General features: G+C 57.1%; 21 protein-coding genes. 12 read left to right on the forward strand and 9 right to left on the reverse strand.

The genetic code is table 11. The annotated features are described in order from the left end of the window. The first annotated feature begins 15 nt into the window (after nucleotides 1–15). Entirely contained in the window at nucleotides 16–444 is a 429-nt protein-coding gene (locus tag AWX27_RS20995; RefSeq protein WP_038873689.1) for a TOBE domain-containing protein, read from the forward strand. A 36-nt stretch (nucleotides 445–480) separates the two neighbouring features. Here the strand turns inward: AWX27_RS20995 and AWX27_RS21000 are convergent, their stop codons facing one another. Continuing rightward, on the reverse strand, nucleotides 481–1,098 hold the full coding sequence (locus AWX27_RS21000; protein WP_004941674.1) for a LysE family translocator: 618 nt from the start codon (nucleotides 1,096–1,098) through the stop codon (nucleotides 481–483). A gap of 194 nt (nucleotides 1,099–1,292) precedes the next feature. On the opposite strand from AWX27_RS21000, the gene AWX27_RS21005 reads away from it, so the two are divergent. Next, entirely contained in the window at nucleotides 1,293–1,754 is a 462-nt protein-coding gene (locus tag AWX27_RS21005) for an Lrp/AsnC family transcriptional regulator (RefSeq protein ID WP_033635506.1), read from the forward strand. A 34-nt stretch (nucleotides 1,755–1,788) separates the two neighbouring features. Here the strand turns inward: AWX27_RS21005 and AWX27_RS21010 are convergent, their stop codons facing one another. Both AWX27_RS21010 and AWX27_RS21015 read right to left on the reverse strand, forming a co-directional pair. Then, on the reverse strand, nucleotides 1,789–2,997 hold the full coding sequence (locus tag AWX27_RS21010; protein WP_060424828.1) for an NAD(P)/FAD-dependent oxidoreductase: 1,209 nt from the start codon (nucleotides 2,995–2,997) through the stop codon (nucleotides 1,789–1,791). Nucleotides 2,998–3,157: 160 nt separating this feature from the next. Next, nucleotides 3,158–3,697: an RrF2 family transcriptional regulator gene (locus AWX27_RS21015; RefSeq protein ID WP_060424941.1), complete on the reverse strand. Its 540-nt coding sequence runs from the start codon at nucleotides 3,695–3,697 to the stop codon at nucleotides 3,158–3,160. Between the two features lie 340 nt (nucleotides 3,698–4,037). Here AWX27_RS21015 and AWX27_RS21020 point away from each other — a divergent pair, with 340 nt between their 5' ends. Together AWX27_RS21020 and arsC are read left to right on the forward strand one after the other, a co-directional pair. Next, nucleotides 4,038–5,507: a beta-barrel assembly-enhancing protease gene (locus AWX27_RS21020; RefSeq protein ID WP_038873698.1), complete on the forward strand. Its 1,470-nt coding sequence runs from the start codon at nucleotides 4,038–4,040 to the stop codon at nucleotides 5,505–5,507. 20 nt (nucleotides 5,508–5,527) lie between these two features. Next, entirely contained in the window at nucleotides 5,528–5,881 is a 354-nt protein-coding gene (gene arsC, locus AWX27_RS21025) for an arsenate reductase (glutaredoxin) (protein ID WP_033648817.1), read from the forward strand. Between the two features lie 48 nt (nucleotides 5,882–5,929). Here arsC and hda read toward each other — a convergent pair whose 3' ends face one another. Further along, nucleotides 5,930–6,631, reverse strand: a complete 702-nt coding sequence (hda, locus tag AWX27_RS21030; RefSeq protein WP_048325292.1) for a DnaA inactivator Hda — start codon at nucleotides 6,629–6,631, stop codon at nucleotides 5,930–5,932. A gap of 272 nt (nucleotides 6,632–6,903) precedes the next feature. Between hda and AWX27_RS21035 the strand changes: the two genes are divergently transcribed. Together AWX27_RS21035 and AWX27_RS21040 are read left to right on the forward strand one after the other, a co-directional pair. Next, nucleotides 6,904–7,419: a hypothetical protein gene (locus AWX27_RS21035; protein ID WP_019452428.1), complete on the forward strand. Its 516-nt coding sequence runs from the start codon at nucleotides 6,904–6,906 to the stop codon at nucleotides 7,417–7,419. Between the two features lie 32 nt (nucleotides 7,420–7,451). After that, nucleotides 7,452–7,700: a GlsB/YeaQ/YmgE family stress response membrane protein gene (locus AWX27_RS21040; protein ID WP_016926728.1), complete on the forward strand. Its 249-nt coding sequence runs from the start codon at nucleotides 7,452–7,454 to the stop codon at nucleotides 7,698–7,700. A gap of 31 nt (nucleotides 7,701–7,731) precedes the next feature. Here AWX27_RS21040 and AWX27_RS21045 read toward each other — a convergent pair whose 3' ends face one another. From AWX27_RS21045 to upp, 3 genes are all read right to left on the reverse strand, one after another. Continuing rightward, nucleotides 7,732–8,385 (reverse strand): DUF421 domain-containing protein, encoded by a 654-nt coding sequence (locus AWX27_RS21045; RefSeq protein WP_060424830.1) that lies wholly within the window; start codon nucleotides 8,383–8,385, stop codon nucleotides 7,732–7,734. Nucleotides 8,386–8,491: 106 nt separating this feature from the next. Continuing rightward, complete coding sequence (uraA, locus tag AWX27_RS21050) at nucleotides 8,492–9,781, reverse strand: uracil permease (protein WP_021504398.1); 1,290 nt, start codon at nucleotides 9,779–9,781, stop codon at nucleotides 8,492–8,494. A gap of 76 nt (nucleotides 9,782–9,857) precedes the next feature. After that, complete coding sequence (gene upp / locus AWX27_RS21055) at nucleotides 9,858–10,484, reverse strand: uracil phosphoribosyltransferase (protein WP_004941642.1); 627 nt, start codon at nucleotides 10,482–10,484, stop codon at nucleotides 9,858–9,860. Between the two features lie 255 nt (nucleotides 10,485–10,739). On the opposite strand from upp, the gene purM reads away from it, so the two are divergent. The 6 genes from purM to AWX27_RS21085 all read left to right on the forward strand — a co-directional run bounded on the left by purM (nucleotide 10,740) and on the right by AWX27_RS21085 (nucleotide 15,841). After that, nucleotides 10,740–11,777: a phosphoribosylformylglycinamidine cyclo-ligase gene (purM, locus tag AWX27_RS21060; protein ID WP_025303843.1), complete on the forward strand. Its 1,038-nt coding sequence runs from the start codon at nucleotides 10,740–10,742 to the stop codon at nucleotides 11,775–11,777. Next, complete coding sequence (gene purN, locus AWX27_RS21065; RefSeq protein WP_060424834.1) at nucleotides 11,777–12,415, forward strand: phosphoribosylglycinamide formyltransferase; 639 nt, start codon at nucleotides 11,777–11,779, stop codon at nucleotides 12,413–12,415. Before purM ends, purN begins: the two co-directional genes overlap by 1 nt. Nucleotides 12,416–12,528: 113 nt before the next feature. Continuing rightward, nucleotides 12,529–13,080: a spermidine N1-acetyltransferase gene (speG, locus tag AWX27_RS21070; RefSeq protein WP_004941631.1), complete on the forward strand. Its 552-nt coding sequence runs from the start codon at nucleotides 12,529–12,531 to the stop codon at nucleotides 13,078–13,080. Between the two features lie 202 nt (nucleotides 13,081–13,282). Then, complete coding sequence (locus AWX27_RS21075; protein WP_060424836.1) at nucleotides 13,283–13,498, forward strand: hypothetical protein; 216 nt, start codon at nucleotides 13,283–13,285, stop codon at nucleotides 13,496–13,498. 400 nt (nucleotides 13,499–13,898) lie between these two features. Beyond that, a complete protein-coding gene (locus AWX27_RS21080) occupies nucleotides 13,899–15,353 on the forward strand; it encodes an SIR2 family protein (protein WP_060424837.1) in 1,455 nt (484 codons plus the stop codon). Further along, on the forward strand, nucleotides 15,350–15,841 hold the full coding sequence (locus AWX27_RS21085) for a TIR domain-containing protein (protein WP_060424839.1): 492 nt from the start codon (nucleotides 15,350–15,352) through the stop codon (nucleotides 15,839–15,841). Before AWX27_RS21080 ends, AWX27_RS21085 begins: the two co-directional genes overlap by 4 nt. Nucleotides 15,842–15,894: 53 nt before the next feature. Here the strand turns inward: AWX27_RS21085 and AWX27_RS21090 are convergent, their stop codons facing one another. Both AWX27_RS21090 and pstB read right to left on the reverse strand, forming a co-directional pair. After that, nucleotides 15,895–16,719, reverse strand: a complete 825-nt coding sequence (locus AWX27_RS21090) for a hypothetical protein (RefSeq protein WP_060424843.1) — start codon at nucleotides 16,717–16,719, stop codon at nucleotides 15,895–15,897. Between the two features lie 242 nt (nucleotides 16,720–16,961). Beyond that, complete coding sequence (gene pstB, locus AWX27_RS21095; protein ID WP_004941613.1) at nucleotides 16,962–17,774, reverse strand: phosphate ABC transporter ATP-binding protein PstB; 813 nt, start codon at nucleotides 17,772–17,774, stop codon at nucleotides 16,962–16,964. Nucleotides 17,775–17,802 lie beyond the last annotated feature (28 nt).

Below are 17,802 nucleotides of genomic sequence, written 5' to 3' on the forward strand. Positions count from 1 at the left end.
TTTCAAGGAGAATCTATGCCCGTTTCAGCCCGTAACCAGTTAGCCGGTACCGTGTCCGCCGTCGCCAAAGGCGCCGTCAATGACGAAGTGGAGATCACCCTGCAGGGCGGTGAAAAACTGGTGGCCATCGTCACGGTACAAAGCCAACAGTCGCTGGGATTAACCATCGGTAAAGAGGCCGTCGCGCTGATTAAAGCGCCGTGGGTGATCCTGGCGACGGAGGATTGCGGTTTGCGTTTTTCCGCCCGCAACCAGTTTGCCGGGGAAGTGATTGCGGTTGAGCACGGCGCGGTCAACAGCACCGTGCACCTCAAAGCGGATGCCGGTTTTGTGCTGACGTCGGTGATCACCAATGAAAGCCTGCAGGAGATGGCGCTGAAGAACGGTTCGCGCGCCATCGCCCTGATCAAAGCCTCATCGGTGCTGCTCGCCGTCAAAGCCTGATACCGCCAGGCCCGCACAAGCGGGCCTTTCAAGGCGCTATTTCAGCGCCTGCTCGGCCAGCAGCCCGAGGGCGATGACGATCATCGCCGCGCCGGAGATGCGCCCCACCACCTTCGCAGCCTGCGGGCGCGTGCGCAGCACCGACTGCGAACCGAATCCCACCAGCAGGTACACCAGGCCGCAGCTGATCAAATGCACCACGCCCAACGCCAGCATCTGCATCGGCACCGACCATTCGGCCCGGGCGTCGGTAAACTGCGGCAGCAGCGCCAGAAACAGCAGAAACACCTTGGGGTTCAGCCCGCTGACGCACACGCCCTTGCCGGCCCAGCGCAGCCAGGAATCGGAACGCTGATCTTCACCGGCGCCGGGCACCGGCGGGTGCAGCAGCATGTTGAAACCGATCCACAACAGATAAGCCGCCCCCAGCAAGGTAAGCGCCGTCAGCGCCAGCGGGTTGCCGACCAGCAGCGCGCCGACGCCTGCCACCACGATCGCAATCATCAGCAGGTGGCCAAACAGCAAGCCGGCGACGGCGGGCACCACTACCCGCCCGCGAATGCCCGCCGAGATCACATAGGCCCAATCCATACCCGGCGTGATCACCAACAAAATCGACACCGCCCAAAAAGCGGCGAACAGAGCGAGCGTCATGCCGGCGCCCTCTCAAACGCGCCGCGCCATTCCGAACAGAGAATCATTGCGCTTTCCTCTTGGAAGAAGAACGGCCTCCGCCTGCCGCGGCGGCCGTCAAAACCGTTCAACAGATGGCAAGAATATCCTCAAGGCGTTAAAATGTGCTTTCAATTACTTGCCTGAAACCGGCATAAGCGGGGAAATTTTTCCAAATGGATAAGATTGATCGCAAGATTCTTGCTGAACTGCAGGCCGACGGGCGTTTGTCGGTGACCGAGCTGGCCGAGCGGATCGGGTTGAGCGTCTCTCCCTGCCACCGCCGGGTGCGGGCGTTAGAGGAGTCCGGGGTGATCAGGGGTTACCGCGCCCAGCTCGATCCCGGCAGCCTGGGCTATAATTTTTCCGCCCTGGTGTTCGTCACCATGCGCGAAGGCGATCGCCGCGCCGTTGAAACCTTCGAAAACGCCATGATGGACATTCCACAGGTGGTGCAGGCGCAGCGGCTGTTTGGCGATCCGGACTATCTGCTGCACGTGATCGCCCGCGATCTGCCCGCTTTCCAACAGCTTTACGACGAGAAACTCTCCGCTCTGCCGGGCGTGCAGCGCCTGAGCTCCACGCTGGTGATGAAAACCGTGGTGCCGGAGCGCTCGTTCCTGCCGCTGGGAAAATGACGACGGGAGCGTTGCCGCTCCCGTTTTGACTTCCTTAAGGCACAATCACGAAATCCGGATTGGCGACGGCAAACAGCGCCTCGCGATCCGCCGCCGGTGGATAAATCCACTGCGTATTGATCTCCTGCTTAATCTTTTTGCCTTCCTGACGGGTAAAGCGCACCTGGCGCTCCCAGCCTTCGGTATACAGCGCGCCCCAGGGCCCCAGATCCAGGCAGGTCACATACTTCGGCTGGCTGTACGGGTGAGTCGGCAACCCCGCCAGCTCCGCCGCCGCATTGTGGCCGGCCACCCGGCCAAGGCTCATCGCATGCTGGCAGGTCATCAGGTTGTGATTGCCGAGATCGTCGGTCGCCGCCTTCACCGTATCGCCGGTCACGAAAATGCCCGCCGCCGCCGGCGCGCGCAGGAAGGCGTCGCCGATCACCCGGCCGCTGCCGTCGCGCTCGCCGGGGATCTGCTCGGTCAGCGGATGCGCCCGCACGCCCGCTGCCAGGATCACCGTGTTGGCGGCGATACGCTCACCGTTCGACAGCATCACCCCCTCAGCGTCGATAGCCGAGACGCGCAGGCCGGCTCGCGCTTCCACGCCGCACTCCGCCAGCGCCTGGCGAATCACCGCCCCCGGCTCCGCGCCCATTCCGGCGCCCACTTCCGGGGCGCTATCGACGATCACCACGCGCACGTTCTCGTCTTTGCCCAGCGCATCCCGCAGCCGCTGCGGCATCTCCGCCGCACTCTCCAGCCCGGTCAGCCCCGCGCCCACCACCACGGCGGTGTTGCGCGCCGGCGTAGACGGCTTGGCCGCCAGCGCTTTGATATGGGCATCCAAACGCTGCGCGCTTTCCAGCGTATCGACGTTGAAACCGAATTCGGCAAAGCCCGGCACCGCAGGCACGGAGAGCCGACTGCCGGTGGCCCACACCAGGCGGTCGTAGGCCAGCTCAAGGGATCCCCCTGTCGCCTGCGCCACCGTGAGCGTCTTGGCGGCGGCATCGATGCGCTCTACCGCCCCGGCCAGGTGGTGCACGCCGACGGCGGCGAGCTGCGCGGAAATGTCCGGATTCATGTTTTCCAACACCGCTTCATACAGGCGCGGCCGGATGGTGACCGTTGGCGTCGGCGAAACCATGAGCACCTCGATATCGTCATGCTTACCGGCGAGGGTAATGGCGCGCATGGCGGACACGGCGGCCCAAAAACCGGCAAAACCGGAACCGGCAATCACTATTTTCTGCGTCATGGGATGACTCCTTCATACAGGGTTAACCGGGCGATAAGGCTGCCCGCAGTTTTTTCGGATGAACGATGCCGTTCCGCTCCCGTGGCAGGGTGCAGAAGGCCCGCCCGCCCCTTCCGAAGAGGCGGGAAAAAGTGTGTTTGGCTTTAAGGAAAGGCGGTGGTTAGGTTTTGGCCCGCGCCGTTTTGCCGCTGCGCGCGGTTCGTTCCGTCATGCGCTCATCGAGCCAGAGGCTGACCTCACCAAAGAAGCCCTGCGGCGCCTTGCGGCCAAAGCGGGCCGCGACGGCGCCGAGGGTCTGCGCCGCCAGCGCATCGCGCATCGCCTTCTCCGCCTGCAGCATCACCGCGTGGATGGCACATTTTCCGGAGACTGCCCAATCCGGCGGGGAATCATCGAACACCGCGCAGCGCCCGCGCACCTCCTGGCAATCGAACAGCGGCTTGTGCCCTTCGATGGCGTCGATGATCGCCAGAAAACTGATCTCATCCGCCGGGCGCGCCAGCCGGTAGCCGCCGCGCACCCCTTCGCTGGCGACGACGATCCCCGCCTTTTCCAGCTTGGGGAAAATCTTGGCCAGAAAGCTGGGGGAGATGCCCTGCAGCTCGGCGAGTTCGCGGCTGCTGAGCGCGCGCTGGTTATCGCCGACCAGCCACAGCAGGCAGTGGATGCCATATTCAACGCTGGTTGTGATGTACGCCATATGTCCGTTTTCGACCGTCAATGAACCTTCAATAACGCAGACTATATGAGTCTGCGTTTATCTTGTCAATAAAACACGGATCAACTTTGTCCGCGTTTTATTGACAATGCACGCCGCCGGCGACGCAGAAAGCGCCCTTCAAAATGAAAAATAAAACTTTTTTGCCCGATTCGCGCCCGGCTAACGTTTCCTTGTCGGCTGCGGCTGACTATGATGTGATGGGTGCCGCCGCCGCGGTTTGTGAGCCGCCGCACTTTCGCGCGGATTGCGCCGTGGGAATAAAGAACTCTTGTCTGCTGCTGACGTCTTAGAAATGATTATTTAAGGGAAACGCCTGACTATGACCAACCGGTTGACCAAAACCGCGTTAGCGGTGCTGCTGCTCGGCACGCTGAACGCCACCGCCCTGGCGCCAGCACAGGCGGAAAGCCAAGACCAGTTGCCGGATATGGGCACCTCCGCCGGCGGCACCCTGAGCATCGGACAAGAGCTGGCGATGGGCGATTTCTACGTGCGCCAACTGCGCGCCAGCGCCCCGCTGATCAACGATCCGCTGCTGAGCCAGTACATCAACCAGCTGGGCAACCGGCTGGTGGCCAGCGCTTATTCGGTGCGCACGCCGTTCCATTTCTATCTGGTGCGCAACGACGAGATCAACGCCTTCGCCTTCTTCGGCGGCAACGTGGTGCTGCATTCCGCGCTGTTTCGCGTCAGCGACAACGAAAGCCAACTGGCTTCGGTGCTGGCGCACGAAATCTCGCACGTCACCCAGCGCCACCTGGCGCGCGCAATGGAAGACCAGCAGCGCAACGCCCCGCTGACCTGGGTGGGCGCACTCGGCTCCATCCTGCTGGCGATGGCCAACCCGACCATGGGCATGGCGGCGCTGAGCGGTACCCTGGCCGGCACCCAGCAGGGCATGATCAGTTTTACCCAGTCGAACGAACAGGAAGCCGACCGCATCGGCATTCAGGTGCTGCAGCGCGCCGGTTTCGATCCCGAAGCGATGCCCGACTTCCTGCAAAAACTCTCGGATCAGTCGCGCTATGCCTCCAAGCCGCCGGAAATGCTGCTGACGCACCCCTTGCCGGACAGCCGCCTTTCCGACGCGCGCAACCGCGCCAACCAGATGCCGAAACACATCGTGCAGTCTTCGCAGGACTACCTGATGGCCAAGGTGCGCGCACTGGGCATGTACAGCTCGGAAGGCTATGGCCTGAACGAAGAGCTGCTCGGCTCACTCAGCAAGGGCAACGTGCGCGAACAGGCGGCCGCCAAATACGGCCGCGCCATCCTGTTCTATGAAGCGAAAAAATACGACGACGCACGCAACATCATTCAACCAATGCTGGCGCAGGATGCGAAAAACGTCTGGCTGATCGACCTGATGACCGACATCGATCTCGGCCAGAAACGCGCGCCGCAGGCCATCGCCCGCCTGCAGGCGGCCAACGCCGCCCAGAACAACAACCCGGTGCTGCAGCTCAACCTAGCCAATGCCTATGTCGAAGGCAACCAGCCGGCGCAGGCCTCAAAGATTCTGAACCGCTATACCTTTGCCCATCCGGACGATCCGAACGGCTGGGATCTGCTGGCGCAGGCCAGCGCCGCCCAGGGGCTGCGCGATGAAGAGCTGTCGGCCCGCGCCGAAAGCCTGGCGCTGACCGGCCGGCTCGATCAGGCCATCGGCCTGCTCAGCAATGCCAGCTCGCTGCAGAAACTCGGCAGCCTGAAACAGGCGCGCTACGATGCGCGCATCGACCAGCTGCGCCAACTGCAACAGCGCTTCCGCCAATACCAGCGCAGCTGATTCAACAAGGAATGAACGCCATGAAAAACGTCACGATTTACCACAACCCGCGCTGCTCCAAGAGCCGTGAAACCCTGGCGCTGCTGGAGCAGCACGGTGTCGATCCCAAGGTGGTGCTGTATCTTGAAACGCCCCCGTCGGCCGATGAGCTGAAAAAGCTGTTGAAAGAATTAGGCTTCACATCCGCGCGCGATCTGATGCGCAAAAAAGAAGATCTGTACAAGGAATTGAAGCTGGCGGACGACAGCCTGAGCGAAGAACAGCTGCTGGCGGCGATGACGGCGAACCCGAAACTGATCGAACGCCCGATCGTGGTGAAAGGCAGCAAGGCGCGTATCGGCCGGCCGCCGGAGCAGGTGCTGGAGATTTTATAAATTCGAATTCGGGCGCGGACTGTCGCGCCCTTTCTTTTGCGGTAGCTGCTACAGCCCCAGGATCTCTTTAACGAAAGGGATGGTCAGCTTGCGCTGGGCGGTGATCGAGGCACGATCGAGCTGATCGAGGGTCATAAACAGCGTGCGCATCTCGCGATCCAGCCGTTTCAACAGGAAGCGGCCCACGTCTTCCGGCAGCTCGAAGCCGCGCAGTTTGCCGCGCAGCTGCAGCGCCAGCAGTTTTTCTTCGTCCGACAGCGGCTGCAGCTTGTAGATCTGCCCCCAGTCCAGGCGCGAAGCCAGATCAGGTAAACGCAGGTTCAGCTGGCGCGGCGGACGATCTCCGGTGATAAACAAGCGAGTGCGGCCGGTTTCCAGGATGCGGTTGTAGAGGTTGAAGATCGCCATCTCCCACTCTTCGTCGCCGGCGATGCATTCGATATTGTCGATGCAGACCAGCGCCAGCTGCTCCATGCCGTCCAACACTTCAGGCACGAAGTAAGCGCGTTTGTCGAGCGGCACATAGCCCACCGCTTCCCCCTGCTGCGAAAGCTCGGCGCAGGCCGCATGCAGCAGATGGCTGCGCCCGCCGCCTTCACGCGACCAAAAATAGATATAGCTGCCATGTTCCTGACGGACGGCGGATTGGATCGCGGCTAATAGGGATGGGTTCTCGCCCGGATAAAAACTGGCGAAAGTTTCATCATCGGGAAGATAAAGTGGCAGTGAAAGCTGTGCCGGCGTATTCAGAGAAGCACCTCAACCAAAACTGGCAGAAAAACGCGGGCAGTTTAACACAGAAAACGGGCGCTGTTGAACCGGCAGGATCTTATGCCGCAATAGTGAGCAATGCCTTAGCGCCGTTTAATCGATTGCGGCTCCCTCACCGGCAAGAATAATCTGATATCAAACCCTAACCCCATGCCTAAGCAGGTTAAATTTGTAATTTAAGTAAAACCTGACCTAGTATAGGTAGGCAAAACGCAATCACCATCAACAAGGTTTCTGCAAGGATATAGACGATGAAAGTATGGAATAAAGTGCTGTTAGCCTCCTTTATCGGGTTGTTGGTTGCCGGCTGTGATGACTCTTCCAAGGTTGACGCCAACCTGGATAAAGCCAAAGACAGCGCCGAGCAGATGAAAGACGCCGCCCAGAAAAAAGCGGACGATCTGACGGACAAAGCGAAAGCGACGGCGGATGAAATCAAAAAAGAGGCCGCCACGCAGGCAGACCAGCTGAAGGACAAAGCCTCGGCAATTAAAGATGAAGCCGCCAAGCAAGCCGACGCCATCACCAACGACGCCAAGGCCAAGGCCGCCGCGATCAAGGATGACGCCGGCAAACAAAGCCAGCAGCTGGTGGATCAGGCCAAGGCCATCAAAAACGACGCCATCAACGGCGCTAACGATCTGACCGAGCAGGCCAAGGCGAAGACCGAAGCCATCAAGAACAGCGCCGAAAACAAAGCGCAAGAGTTGAAACAAGAGACCGATGCGGCGGTGAACGGCAATACGCAGCCGGCCACCCAGCAGTAAGCCATACTCAGCCACCAAGAGAGGAGCAGTAAATGGGGATTATTTCCTGGATTATCTTCGGCCTGATCGCCGGTATTTTGGCTAAGTGGATCATGCCCGGCAAAGACGGCGGCGGCTTTATCCTGACCGTTGTGCTGGGGATCATCGGCGCCGTAGTCGGCGGCTATATCAGCACCTTCTTCGGCTACGGCAAGGTTGACGGCTTCAACTTCGGCAGCTTCGTGGTAGCGGTTATCGGCGCCATCGTGGTGCTGTTCGTGTACCGCAAAATTCGCAGCTAATATGACATTGGGGAGCTGAGGCTCCCCTTTTTCACTCTTTAACTATACGTCCGTCATTAAGAATGAATGCTGTCCTACCGTCCCAAAACTCAGCAATAAAAATATCTTTCGGCTCTATGCCATGTTCACGGATAGTTTGGTTCAACCACTCCTCATCTTTACTAATCTCCTGCAGCTCATAAGGCCTGGCCCTGCCATTTTTCATAATGATAACTGAAGGCAGTTCATTTCCCTCGCATACCGCAGTTATCTGACCGCCCGGCTCAATTTGCGCATAGACAATCTCCTGAAAGGCGTGAATCCCCTGCGCATGCAGCTGTGAGGAAACGTTCAAGATGTCGATTTTATTTTTCTTGGCTAAAATATTTTCCATCAAAAAGCGGCCGTTTTTTATAATTGGTATCGGGTTGCCGATAGTGACCGAACGAAAGAAGTTGCAATGTTTACTGATTGCATTCAACAGAGAAATTAGTCCTACTCCGATAAGTAATACAACGACATACTGGTACAAAGGGATGCTGTCGCTATAGATAACGCCCCCAATAATGCCCCCGAGCACAAAGTTTCCGATAAAATCTACTGGGGTCATCTGCGATAGCTGGGTCTTTCCCGACAGGTTCAGGTGGGTGATAACTATGACAAAGCCAATCACAAATTTGAGCAAAATATAGCCGTAGTACTCCATACCCTCTTTCCTTAACCGATGTTGTTAATGCTATCAGCTACTTTATCCCAACGGATATAATGCAGAAACACGAATAAAAAGGGCAGCCCCTGGGCTGCCCTTTTCGTTACTTCTGCTCCGCCGGTTCATCCGGCGCGTCGAGCACCTCTTCTTCCTTGCGGAACAGGCTGATGACCTTGAACAACAGGCTCAGGCCAATGCCGACGATGGTCGCCAGCGCCATGCCTTTCAGCTCCGCCGCGCCGATATGCACCTTGGCGCCGCTCACGCCGATGATCAGGATCACCGAGGTCAGAATCAGGTTTTGCGCCTTGTTGTAATCCACTTTGGACTCGATCAGCACGCGAATGCCCGAGGCGCCGATCACGCCGTACAGCAGCAGCGAAACGCCGCCCATCACCGGCACCGGCACCGCCTGGATCGCCGCCGCCAGCTTGCCGATGCAGGACAGCAGGATAGCCAGCACCGCCGCGCCACCGATCACCCAGGTGCTGTAGACCTTGGTGATGGCCATCACGCCGATGTTCTCGCCGTAGGTGGTGTTCGGCGTGGAACCGAAGAAGCCGGAGAACACCGTCGAGATACCGTTGGCGAACATCGAACGGTGCAGCCCCGGATCGCGGATCAGGTCTTTTTTCACGATGTTGGCGGTCACCACCAAGTGGCCGACGTGCTCGGCAATCACCACCAGCGCCGCCGGCAGAATGGTGAAGATGGCGAACCACTCAAAGCGCGGGGTGTAGAAGGTCGGCAGCGCGAACCAGTGCGCCTCGCGGATCGGGGTCAAATCCACCACGCCCATGAAGAACGACAGCGCATAGCCCACCAGCACGCCGATCAGGATCGGGATAATTGCCAGGAAGCCGCGGAACAGCACCGAGCCGAGCACCGTGACCGCCAGCGTCACCAGCGAAATGGTGATGGTGGTCGAGTCGGCGCTGGTACCTTCCGCCGGTAGCAGCCCCGCCATGTTGGCCGCCACGCCCGCCAGCTCCAGCCCGATGACGGCGACGATCGCCCCCATCGCCGCCGGCGGGAACATCACGTCCAGCCAGCCGGTGCCGGCCTTTTTCACGATCAGCGCCACCAGGCAGAACAGCACGCCGCACATGATGAAACCGCCCAACGCCACTTCATAACCGAGCGGCAACAGCAGCAGCACCGGCGAGATAAACGCGAAGCTGGAACCGAGGTAGGCCGGGATCTTGCCTTTACAGATGAACAGATACAGCAGCGTGCCGATGCCGTTGAACAGCAGCACGGTCGCCGGGTTGATCTTGAACAGGATAGGCACCAGCACGGTGGCGCCGAACATGGCGAACAGGTGCTGGAAGCTGAGCGGAATGGTCTGGAGCAGCGGCGGGCGCTCGCTGACGCCGATGGCGCGACGGGTCATGTGTGCTTTTCCTCGGTTTATTGGTTTTATAGGTTTTAGTCAAAAAAAAGCCGACTCGTTAAGTCGGCTCAAATGTTTACTTGGTACCAAATATCTTGTCGCCCGCGTCACCCAGGCCAGGCACGATGTAGCCCTTGTCGTTCAGGCACTGATCGATGGAGGCGGTGTACAGCTCAACGTCCGGGTGCGCTTTCTCCAGCGCGGCGATGCCTTCCGGCGCCGCCACCAGGACCAGCACCTTGATGCTGTGGCAGCCGGCTTTCTTCAGCAGATCGATAGTGGCGATCATCGAACCGCCGGTGGCCAGCATCGGGTCAACGACCAGCGCCATGCGCTCTTCGATGTTGGAAACCAGCTTCTGGAAGTACGGCACCGGCTCCAGGGTTTCTTCGTCGCGGTAAACGCCCACCACGCTGATGCGCGCGCTCGGCACATGCTCCAGCACCCCTTCCATCATGCCCAGTCCTGCGCGCAGGATCGGCACTACGGTAATCTTTTTCCCTTTGATCTGATCCACTTCAACTGGCCCGCACCAGCCTTCGATGGTGACTTTTTCCGTCTCCAGATCGGCGGTCGCTTCATAGGTCAGTAAACTACCCACTTCTGAGGCCAGCTCACGGAAGCGTTTGGTGCTGATGTCATTTTCGCGCATCAGGCCAAGCTTGTGTTTTACCAGCGGGTGTTTCACCTCAACGATCTTCATCATTTTTCTCCTATTAAGGTGGTTGCGGCCAAAAAAATCGCGGGATTATACCTCCTTTTTTTCGCCGCGCCACCCACAATAGCCCGATCGGGATCAACAAAAGTTTGAATATCAGTATAGATGACGAAAAAGCGGAGCCGGTTCACAAGCCGCTCGCAAACGTTTGCCTGCGCTGTTAGAATTGCCGCGCCTTATTCCGGAATCAACATCGGAAGCACAGTTTTCAAACCGCAAACCGTCGTGGGGAATCGCGCAGTGACCGACAAAACCTCTCTCAGCTATAAAGACGCAGGTGTCGATATCGATGCAGGCAACGCATTGGTAGACCGCATCAAAGGTGTAGTTAAACAGACCCGTCGCCCGGAAGTGATGGGCGGTCTGGGCGGGTTTGGCGCCCTGTGTGCGTTGCCGCAGAAATACCGCGAGCCGGTGCTGGTTTCCGGTACCGACGGCGTGGGCACCAAGCTGCGTCTGGCGATGGATCTGAAACGCCACGACACCATCGGCATCGATCTGGTGGCGATGTGCGTCAACGATCTGGTGGTTCAGGGCGCCGAGCCGCTGTTCTTCCTCGACTACTACGCGACCGGCAAGCTGGATGTGGACACCGCGGCCAGCGTGATCACCGGCATCGCCGAAGGCTGCAAACAGTCCGGCTGTGCGCTGGTGGGCGGCGAAACCGCTGAAATGCCGGGCATGTACCACGGCGAAGATTACGACGTGGCCGGTTTCTGCGTCGGCGTGGTCGAAAAATCCGAGATCATCGACGGCAGCAAAGTGCAGTCAGGCGACGCGCTGATCGCCCTGGGCGCTTCCGGCCCGCACTCCAACGGCTACTCGCTGGTGCGTAAAATCCTGGAAGTGAGCAACACCGATCCGACCGCTACCCAGCTGGAAGGCAAACCGCTGGCCGACCACCTGCTGGCGCCGACCAAGATTTACGTGAAGTCCGTGCTGGAGCTGATCGAGAAGGCGGACGTCCACGCCATCGCTCACCTCACCGGCGGCGGCTTCTGGGAAAACATTCCACGCGTGCTGCCGGAAGGCATGCAGGCGGTGATCGACGAAGCCAGCTGGCAGTGGCCGGCGGTGTTCACCTGGCTGCAGCAGGCCGGTAACGTCAGCCGTCATGAAATGTACCGCACCTTCAACTGCGGCGTAGGCATGGTCATCGCCCTGCCGGAAGCCGAAGTGGAAGCGGCCATCGCGCTGCTGACCGCAGCAGGTGAAAAAGCGTGGAAAATCGGTAAACTGACCGCCTCTTCCGACGAACAACAAGTGGTCATCAACTGATGAAAAAGATCGTGGTGTTGGTCTCCGGCCAGGGGAGCAATCTCCAGGCGCTGATTGACGCCTGCCAGCAGGGCCGCATCACCGCCGAGATCGTGGCGGTGTTCAGCAACAAGGCGCAGGCTTATGGCCTGCAGCGCGCCGAGGCGGCCGGCATCGCCGCCCAGGCGTTGGATGCCAAGGCTTACGCCGATCGCGCGGCGTTCGACGTCGCGTTGGCGGACGCTATCGACCAGTACCAGCCCGATCTGGTAGTGCTGGCCGGCTACATGCGCATCCTCAGCCCGCAGTTCGTGCAGCGTTATGCCGGCCGCCTGCTGAACATCCACCCTTCCCTGCTGCCGAAATACCCGGGCCTGCATACCCACCGTCAGGCCATCGACAACGGCGACAGCGAACACGGCACCTCGGTGCACTTCGTGACCGAACAGCTCGACGGCGGCCCGGTGATTTTGCAGGCCAAGGTGCCGATTTTCGCTGACGACGAAGAGGATGACGTGGTTGAACGGGTGCAAACCCAGGAACACACGATCTATCCGCTGGTGGTGAGCTGGTTCGTCGACGGCCGCCTGGCGATGCGCGATGGCGCCGCCTGGCTGGACGGCGAACGCCTGCCTGAGCAGGGTCACGCCGCCGACTGAGGCGCGCAGCCTGAACCTTGCCTAAACGGTGCCCACGCGGCGCCGTTTTTTTTCGCCTTCATCCATTCTGTGAAGTTATACTTTGCACAATTTCACGGCACAGAGGAGCCCACATGTCCAGCACTGCCAGCGTCAGGTTACGCCCATTGGAACGGGACGATCTGTCGTTCGTCCACCAGATGGACAACAACGCCAGCGTTATGCGCTATTGGTTTGAAGAACCCTACGAAGCCTTTGTCGAGCTTTCCGATCTCTACGACAAACACATCCACGATCAGAGCGAGCGCCGCTTTATCATCGAGCACGAAGGCGCCAAGGTCGGCCTGGTGGAACTGGTGGAGATCGATCACATCCACCGCCGCGCAGAGTTCCAGATCATCATCGATCCCGCCCACCAGGGCAAAGGCTACGCCAGCACCGCCGCCCGCTTGGCGATGGACTATGGCTTCTCGGTGCTGAACCTGTACAAGCTGTACCTGATCGTCGACAAGGAGAACCCGAAGGCGATCCACATCTACAGCAAGCTGGGATTCAACGTGGAAGGCGAGCTGATCGACGAGTTCTTCGTCAACGGCGAATACCGCACCGTGCTGCGCATGTGCATCTTCCAGCCGCAATATCTGGCGAAGTTCAAAACGCCCAATGATAAGCCGCTGGTGAAGTGACGCTTAGCAAGAAAAAGAGAAAACCCGCGAAAGCGGGTTTTTTATTGGAAAATAAGCGACTAGTATTAATGGATGCTATTTTATCGTCAGGAAATAGCCTGATGAATGCGGAAATAAATAATATTCAGCCGAGATAATTAATCGAACAATAATTAATAGTGATAGTAAGAGTTACCCTCTGCCTCTACAAAGGAAAAATGCCATGACAACCGTCTCAAACCTGCTGCTTTTTATCGGCCTGGCGATGCTCGCCATCGCCGCCGGTCTGAATACCTATAGCGGCTACGCGCCTGCAGATCCCAATAGCACCCCGCTATTTTCCCCGCTCTGGTGGACGCGCTGGTTCCCGCTCTATGCCTCGGGGGCCGCGCTGCTGTTGGTGGGGGTGGTGTTGCGAATTTCGGCCAGAACACACTGAAGGCCACGGGCACAGTTTTCTTTTCATACGGTTTCTTGCGTTGTTATCCAACAAGTATTGTATCTACGCCGTGTCCGCACGGCCTGAAAGGCTCCCTCTTACGCCGCTGAGCCGCAAAGCTTGATGACAACGCTCGAAAGGTACCCCTGCCAGGGGAGTATATAATGGGCTCGGCATACCAACATTATCTCACTTATTATTCTTCAGGAATTTAATTTTAAATTAAGAAATCGAACACCAAAATAAAAATATAGAACCGACATCAAGCAAGAAACAAAATAGAGTTTACAAAGTCAGCTTATCAAATTAATGTAATGATTGATTGCATTAAGTTATATATTCATGAAATGAATAAAAATAAATCAAATATAAATACCAGATAATATCAGGATATCCCCTCATGCCCGAACGTGATATAGAACTATTTATTCGTGACTATGTTAATGATATTAAAAGCGGCAGCGCTGCGCTCTTTGCCGGCGCTGGGCTGTCCATACCCGCCGGCTTCGTCAGCTGGAAAGAGCTCATAAGCGATATCGCTTATGAACTGGGGTTGGACATAGAAAAAGAGAGCGACCTTATTTCTCTGGCACAATATCATCTCAATGAAAAAGGCAACCGGCATAAGATAAATCAAAAAATAATTACAGAATTCGCTGAGCAAGCGGAAGAAACAGAAAACCATCGAATCATTGCCAGATTGCCGATAGCGTCACTTTGGACTACCAACTACGACGATCTGATTGAAAAAACCTATGCCCGTTATAATCGCGTCTGCGACGTCAAAACCACGCCGGAAAGCCTGACTAATAACATTCATAAACGTGATGTGGTTTTATATAAAATGCATGGTGACTATAAAACCCCCAACCAAGCGGTTATCACCCGAGAGCAATACGAAACCTATTCCCGCTCACACCAGCCTTTTGTCAATATGCTGATGGCGGAGCTGACTGCCAAAACCTTCCTGTTTATCGGTTTCAGTTTCGAAGACCCTAACCTGCAATATGTATTGAGTCGGCTCTATGCGCAGTACGGCGAAGGGAAAAGAAACCACTACTGCATCATGCGGCGCGTCCAGCTTGGCGACAGCGGCAGCGAAGAGCAGGCGTCTTGCGATTACAACAGCCGCAAACAAGGCTTGATGATCAACGATCTTCGCCGCTACGGCATTCAAACGCTGTTGGTAAACGACTATCGCGAAATCACCGACCTGCTGTATGCCATCGAAACGCAGTTCAAGAAAAGCACGGTGTTTATCTCCGGCAGTGCCGACAACTACCAGCCCTATGCCCGTGAAGAATCCATCCAGTTCATACATCGTCTGGCGCGCCAGCTTATCCGCAAACAGTACCGCATCGTCAATGGCTTTGGCTGGGGTATAGGCACGGCGGTGATCAACGGCGCATTGGAAGCCATTTACGACAGCCAAGGAAAAATCAGCGAAAGCCAGCTGGTGCTGCGCCCTTTCCCCCAATTCGCCAGCGGGGGCATTACGCTGCCGGCACTTTGGCACGAGTATCGCCAGAACATGATTTCGCTCAGCGGCATCGCGGTCTTTTTGTTCGGCAACAAGCGTAACACCGAAGGCGAATGCGTGCTGGCCGACGGTTTATTGAAAGAGTTCCACATCGCTGCGGAACAAGGCTGCGTCTGCATTCCTATCGGTTGTACCGGCGGCGCATCCGCCGAAATCTACCGAAAAATCAAGGAGGAGATGAAAGAAACCCTCTACCACCGCAACCCCACCGCCATGAATCTGCTGGATCAGCTTAACGAACCGGGCAGCCTGGCGGAGAAGAAAAAATGCCTGTTGGCACTTATCGATATCATTACTAAGGATAACCCCCGATGACCAGAAAATGTTTTTACAGTTTCCATTATGAGCCGGACAACTGGCGCGCTTCTCAGATACGTGAAATGGGCACGCTGGAAGGTAATCGGCCGGCCACGGATAATGATTGGGAGGAAGTTAAAAAGGGCGGTAACGACGCCATCGCTGATTGGATCAAAGGCCAGTTGGACAATCGCAGCTGCGCCGTAATTCTCGCCGGTAAAGATACCGCCAATCGTAAGTGGATCAACTTCGAAATCTGCGAGGCCTGGAAGAAAGGCATGGGCGTGCTGGTGATATATATCCATAACCTGAAAGACAGCGCCGGCGAAAAAACCCAAAAAGGCAACAACCCGTTGGATCACATCAAGCTGGGTGACGCAAAGCTTTCCACAATCGCCAAAGCCTATGATCCGCCTTATTCAACCAGCACCAATGTCTATAACCACATCAAAGAAAACCTGGCTGAGTGGGTAGAAGAAGCGATCCGCATTCGCAAAAACTACTGACACATGGGCAATTACAATGAATACAGGGGCATATATGCCCCTTTTTTAGGATATCATATATTCACAGCCGCCTTACGCCCTCCCAATCGCCGCAACAGCCAACTACGCAGCGGTTTTTCGCACACATCGCTTTCACTCAGCGGAATAAAGGCTGAATCCACATGTTCTTTCACCGCTTGCTCCTGCTGATGCCGGCAACGCGCCTGATATTCCTCTTCCTGTTGGCACAGATTCGGTTGCCATATCAACCAGAAAGCTTTGGCGCCGTTAAGCGAAACCCATTCGTCGATCGACCAGGCCACAACAAAAATCGCCATGGCGAGATAGGTTAAGAGGAAAAAGAAAAACCAGAACGTGTTGCCGGCGCTGGGTGCACTCATGCCTAAAGGCGGCACGGTAACAAAGAAACCATAAGCGATGGCAGCTAAACTCAGTATCAGGAATCCCACCAGTCCCCGGCGCTGACGCTTCCACCGTTCGGCACTGAAAGAGAAAACACCGTTTTTCACTACACAGAGCAAAACATGACGTAAAAAGCTGTTAAGAATGGGGCTGGTTAACGGCAAAGGCGCCTTACCCAGATACTCCGTGAGTTGATGCGCGATCCAGACCGGCAGGCGAATACCGATGCTTTCATACAGCGCCTTGATTTGCAATTGCGTGATGCCTTCCTGCGGCTTGGCTCGCAATCTCTCAATATATGCCAACACGGAGATCCGTTTATCTGCACTGACAGCATCAAATCGGTGATTACGTCGGTTGTCTTGCCCCTTTGACCAGCGCGAGAACCACCATTTTATTACCGATATCAATACCGGCAATAATAAAGTCATCAGAGGAATAATAATTTCTTTAATATAATTCTCGTCAATATTCATGCGTAATATCCTTATATTAACAGTATTATAAAATCGTTATCAGCCTGATATTTATGGTTGAATGCAAATGGCATTGCTCTGCAACGTAATAACGTTACTCAGGCAATCAGTAAACGCTCGGCTATTCTCATTTATATAGCATTAATCGGCATGAAATCGATAAAAGATATTGGTTGTCGATACCATTTTTGATTTTTCACTTCACAATATGACGGAAGCCTGAGACTTCCGTCACTTTCTCCTCACCCATACCGCCCGGTAATATAATCCTCGGTGCGGCGCTGGCGCGGCGAGGTGAAGATGGCGTCGGTGTCGTTATACTCCACCAGCCGCCCCTGATGAATAAAGGCGGTGTAGTCGGAGACTCGCGCCGCCTGCTGCATGTTGTGCGTCACCAGCACCACGCTGTAACGCTGTTTCAGCGCGGAAATCAGCTCTTCGATGGTCAGCGTGGAGATCGGATCCAGCGCCGAGGTCGGCTCGTCGAGCAGCAATACCTCCGGCTCGATGGCGATGGCGCGCGCAATCACCAGGCGCTGCTGCTGGCCGCTGGACAAGCGGAACGCATTTTCGCGCAGCCGATCCTTCACCTCATGCCACAGCGCGGCGGCGCGCAGCGAACGCTCCACCGCCTCATCCAGCAAGCGCCGGTCGCGCACGCCCTGCAGCCGCAGGCCGTACACCACGTTTTCATAGATCGATTTCGGGAACGGGTTCGGCCGCTGGAACACCATGCCCACCCGCCGCCGCAGCGCAGCCACGTCGATCTGTGCCCCGGAGATCGCCGCGCCGTTCAGCTGCAGCTCGCCCTCGATACGGCAGTTGTCCACCAGATCGTTCATGCGGTTGAAACAGCGCAGCAGCGTCGATTTACCGCAGCCCGAGGGGCCGATCAGGGCCGTCACCCGGTGCTTCGGGATACGCAGCGAAATATCGTGCAGCACCTGTTTGTCGCCATAAAACAGGTTCAGGCCGTTGACCGCCAGCGCGGTCTGTTCATCGTCGAGATGCTGGACATCCAGCCGGGGCAAACTGCCTGGCGTCATCAAACCCATTACGCACTCCCCAAAAATAGCGTCATTG

This window comes from Serratia sp. 2880STDY5682894 (assembly GCF_001537385.1).
GTDB classification, from domain to species: Bacteria; Pseudomonadota; Gammaproteobacteria; order Enterobacterales; family Enterobacteriaceae; genus Serratia; species Serratia nevei.

Excerpts from the sequence above, each read along its gene's own strand:
- AWX27_RS21090 (WP_060424843.1), bottom strand. The coding sequence starts at position 16,719 with ATGAATATTGACGAGAATTATATTAAAGAAATTATTATTCCTCTGATG.
- AWX27_RS21075 (WP_060424836.1), top strand. The coding sequence starts at position 13,283 with ATGACAACCGTCTCAAACCTGCTGCTTTTTATCGGCCTGGCGATGCTC.
- pstB (WP_004941613.1), bottom strand. The coding sequence starts at position 17,774 with ATGGGTTTGATGACGCCAGGCAGTTTGCCCCGGCTGGATGTCCAGCAT.
- purN (WP_060424834.1), top strand. The coding sequence starts at position 11,777 with ATGAAAAAGATCGTGGTGTTGGTCTCCGGCCAGGGGAGCAATCTCCAG.
- AWX27_RS21015 (WP_060424941.1), bottom strand. The coding sequence starts at position 3,697 with ATGGCGTACATCACAACCAGCGTTGAATATGGCATCCACTGCCTGCTG.
- arsC (WP_033648817.1), top strand. The coding sequence starts at position 5,528 with ATGAAAAACGTCACGATTTACCACAACCCGCGCTGCTCCAAGAGCCGT.
- upp (WP_004941642.1), bottom strand. The coding sequence starts at position 10,484 with ATGAAGATCGTTGAGGTGAAACACCCGCTGGTAAAACACAAGCTTGGC.
- AWX27_RS21010 (WP_060424828.1), bottom strand. The coding sequence starts at position 2,997 with ATGACGCAGAAAATAGTGATTGCCGGTTCCGGTTTTGCCGGTTTTTGG.
- AWX27_RS21020 (WP_038873698.1), top strand. The coding sequence starts at position 4,038 with ATGACCAACCGGTTGACCAAAACCGCGTTAGCGGTGCTGCTGCTCGGC.
- AWX27_RS20995 (WP_038873689.1), top strand. The coding sequence starts at position 16 with ATGCCCGTTTCAGCCCGTAACCAGTTAGCCGGTACCGTGTCCGCCGTC.
- AWX27_RS21045 (WP_060424830.1), bottom strand. The coding sequence starts at position 8,385 with ATGGAGTACTACGGCTATATTTTGCTCAAATTTGTGATTGGCTTTGTC.
- AWX27_RS21085 (WP_060424839.1), top strand. The coding sequence starts at position 15,350 with ATGACCAGAAAATGTTTTTACAGTTTCCATTATGAGCCGGACAACTGG.
- AWX27_RS21080 (WP_060424837.1), top strand. The coding sequence starts at position 13,899 with ATGCCCGAACGTGATATAGAACTATTTATTCGTGACTATGTTAATGAT.
- AWX27_RS21000 (WP_004941674.1), bottom strand. The coding sequence starts at position 1,098 with ATGACGCTCGCTCTGTTCGCCGCTTTTTGGGCGGTGTCGATTTTGTTG.
- speG (WP_004941631.1), top strand. The coding sequence starts at position 12,529 with ATGTCCAGCACTGCCAGCGTCAGGTTACGCCCATTGGAACGGGACGAT.
- AWX27_RS21005 (WP_033635506.1), top strand. The coding sequence starts at position 1,293 with ATGGATAAGATTGATCGCAAGATTCTTGCTGAACTGCAGGCCGACGGG.
- uraA (WP_021504398.1), bottom strand. The coding sequence starts at position 9,781 with ATGACCCGTCGCGCCATCGGCGTCAGCGAGCGCCCGCCGCTGCTCCAG.
- AWX27_RS21035 (WP_019452428.1), top strand. The coding sequence starts at position 6,904 with ATGAAAGTATGGAATAAAGTGCTGTTAGCCTCCTTTATCGGGTTGTTG.
- AWX27_RS21040 (WP_016926728.1), top strand. The coding sequence starts at position 7,452 with ATGGGGATTATTTCCTGGATTATCTTCGGCCTGATCGCCGGTATTTTG.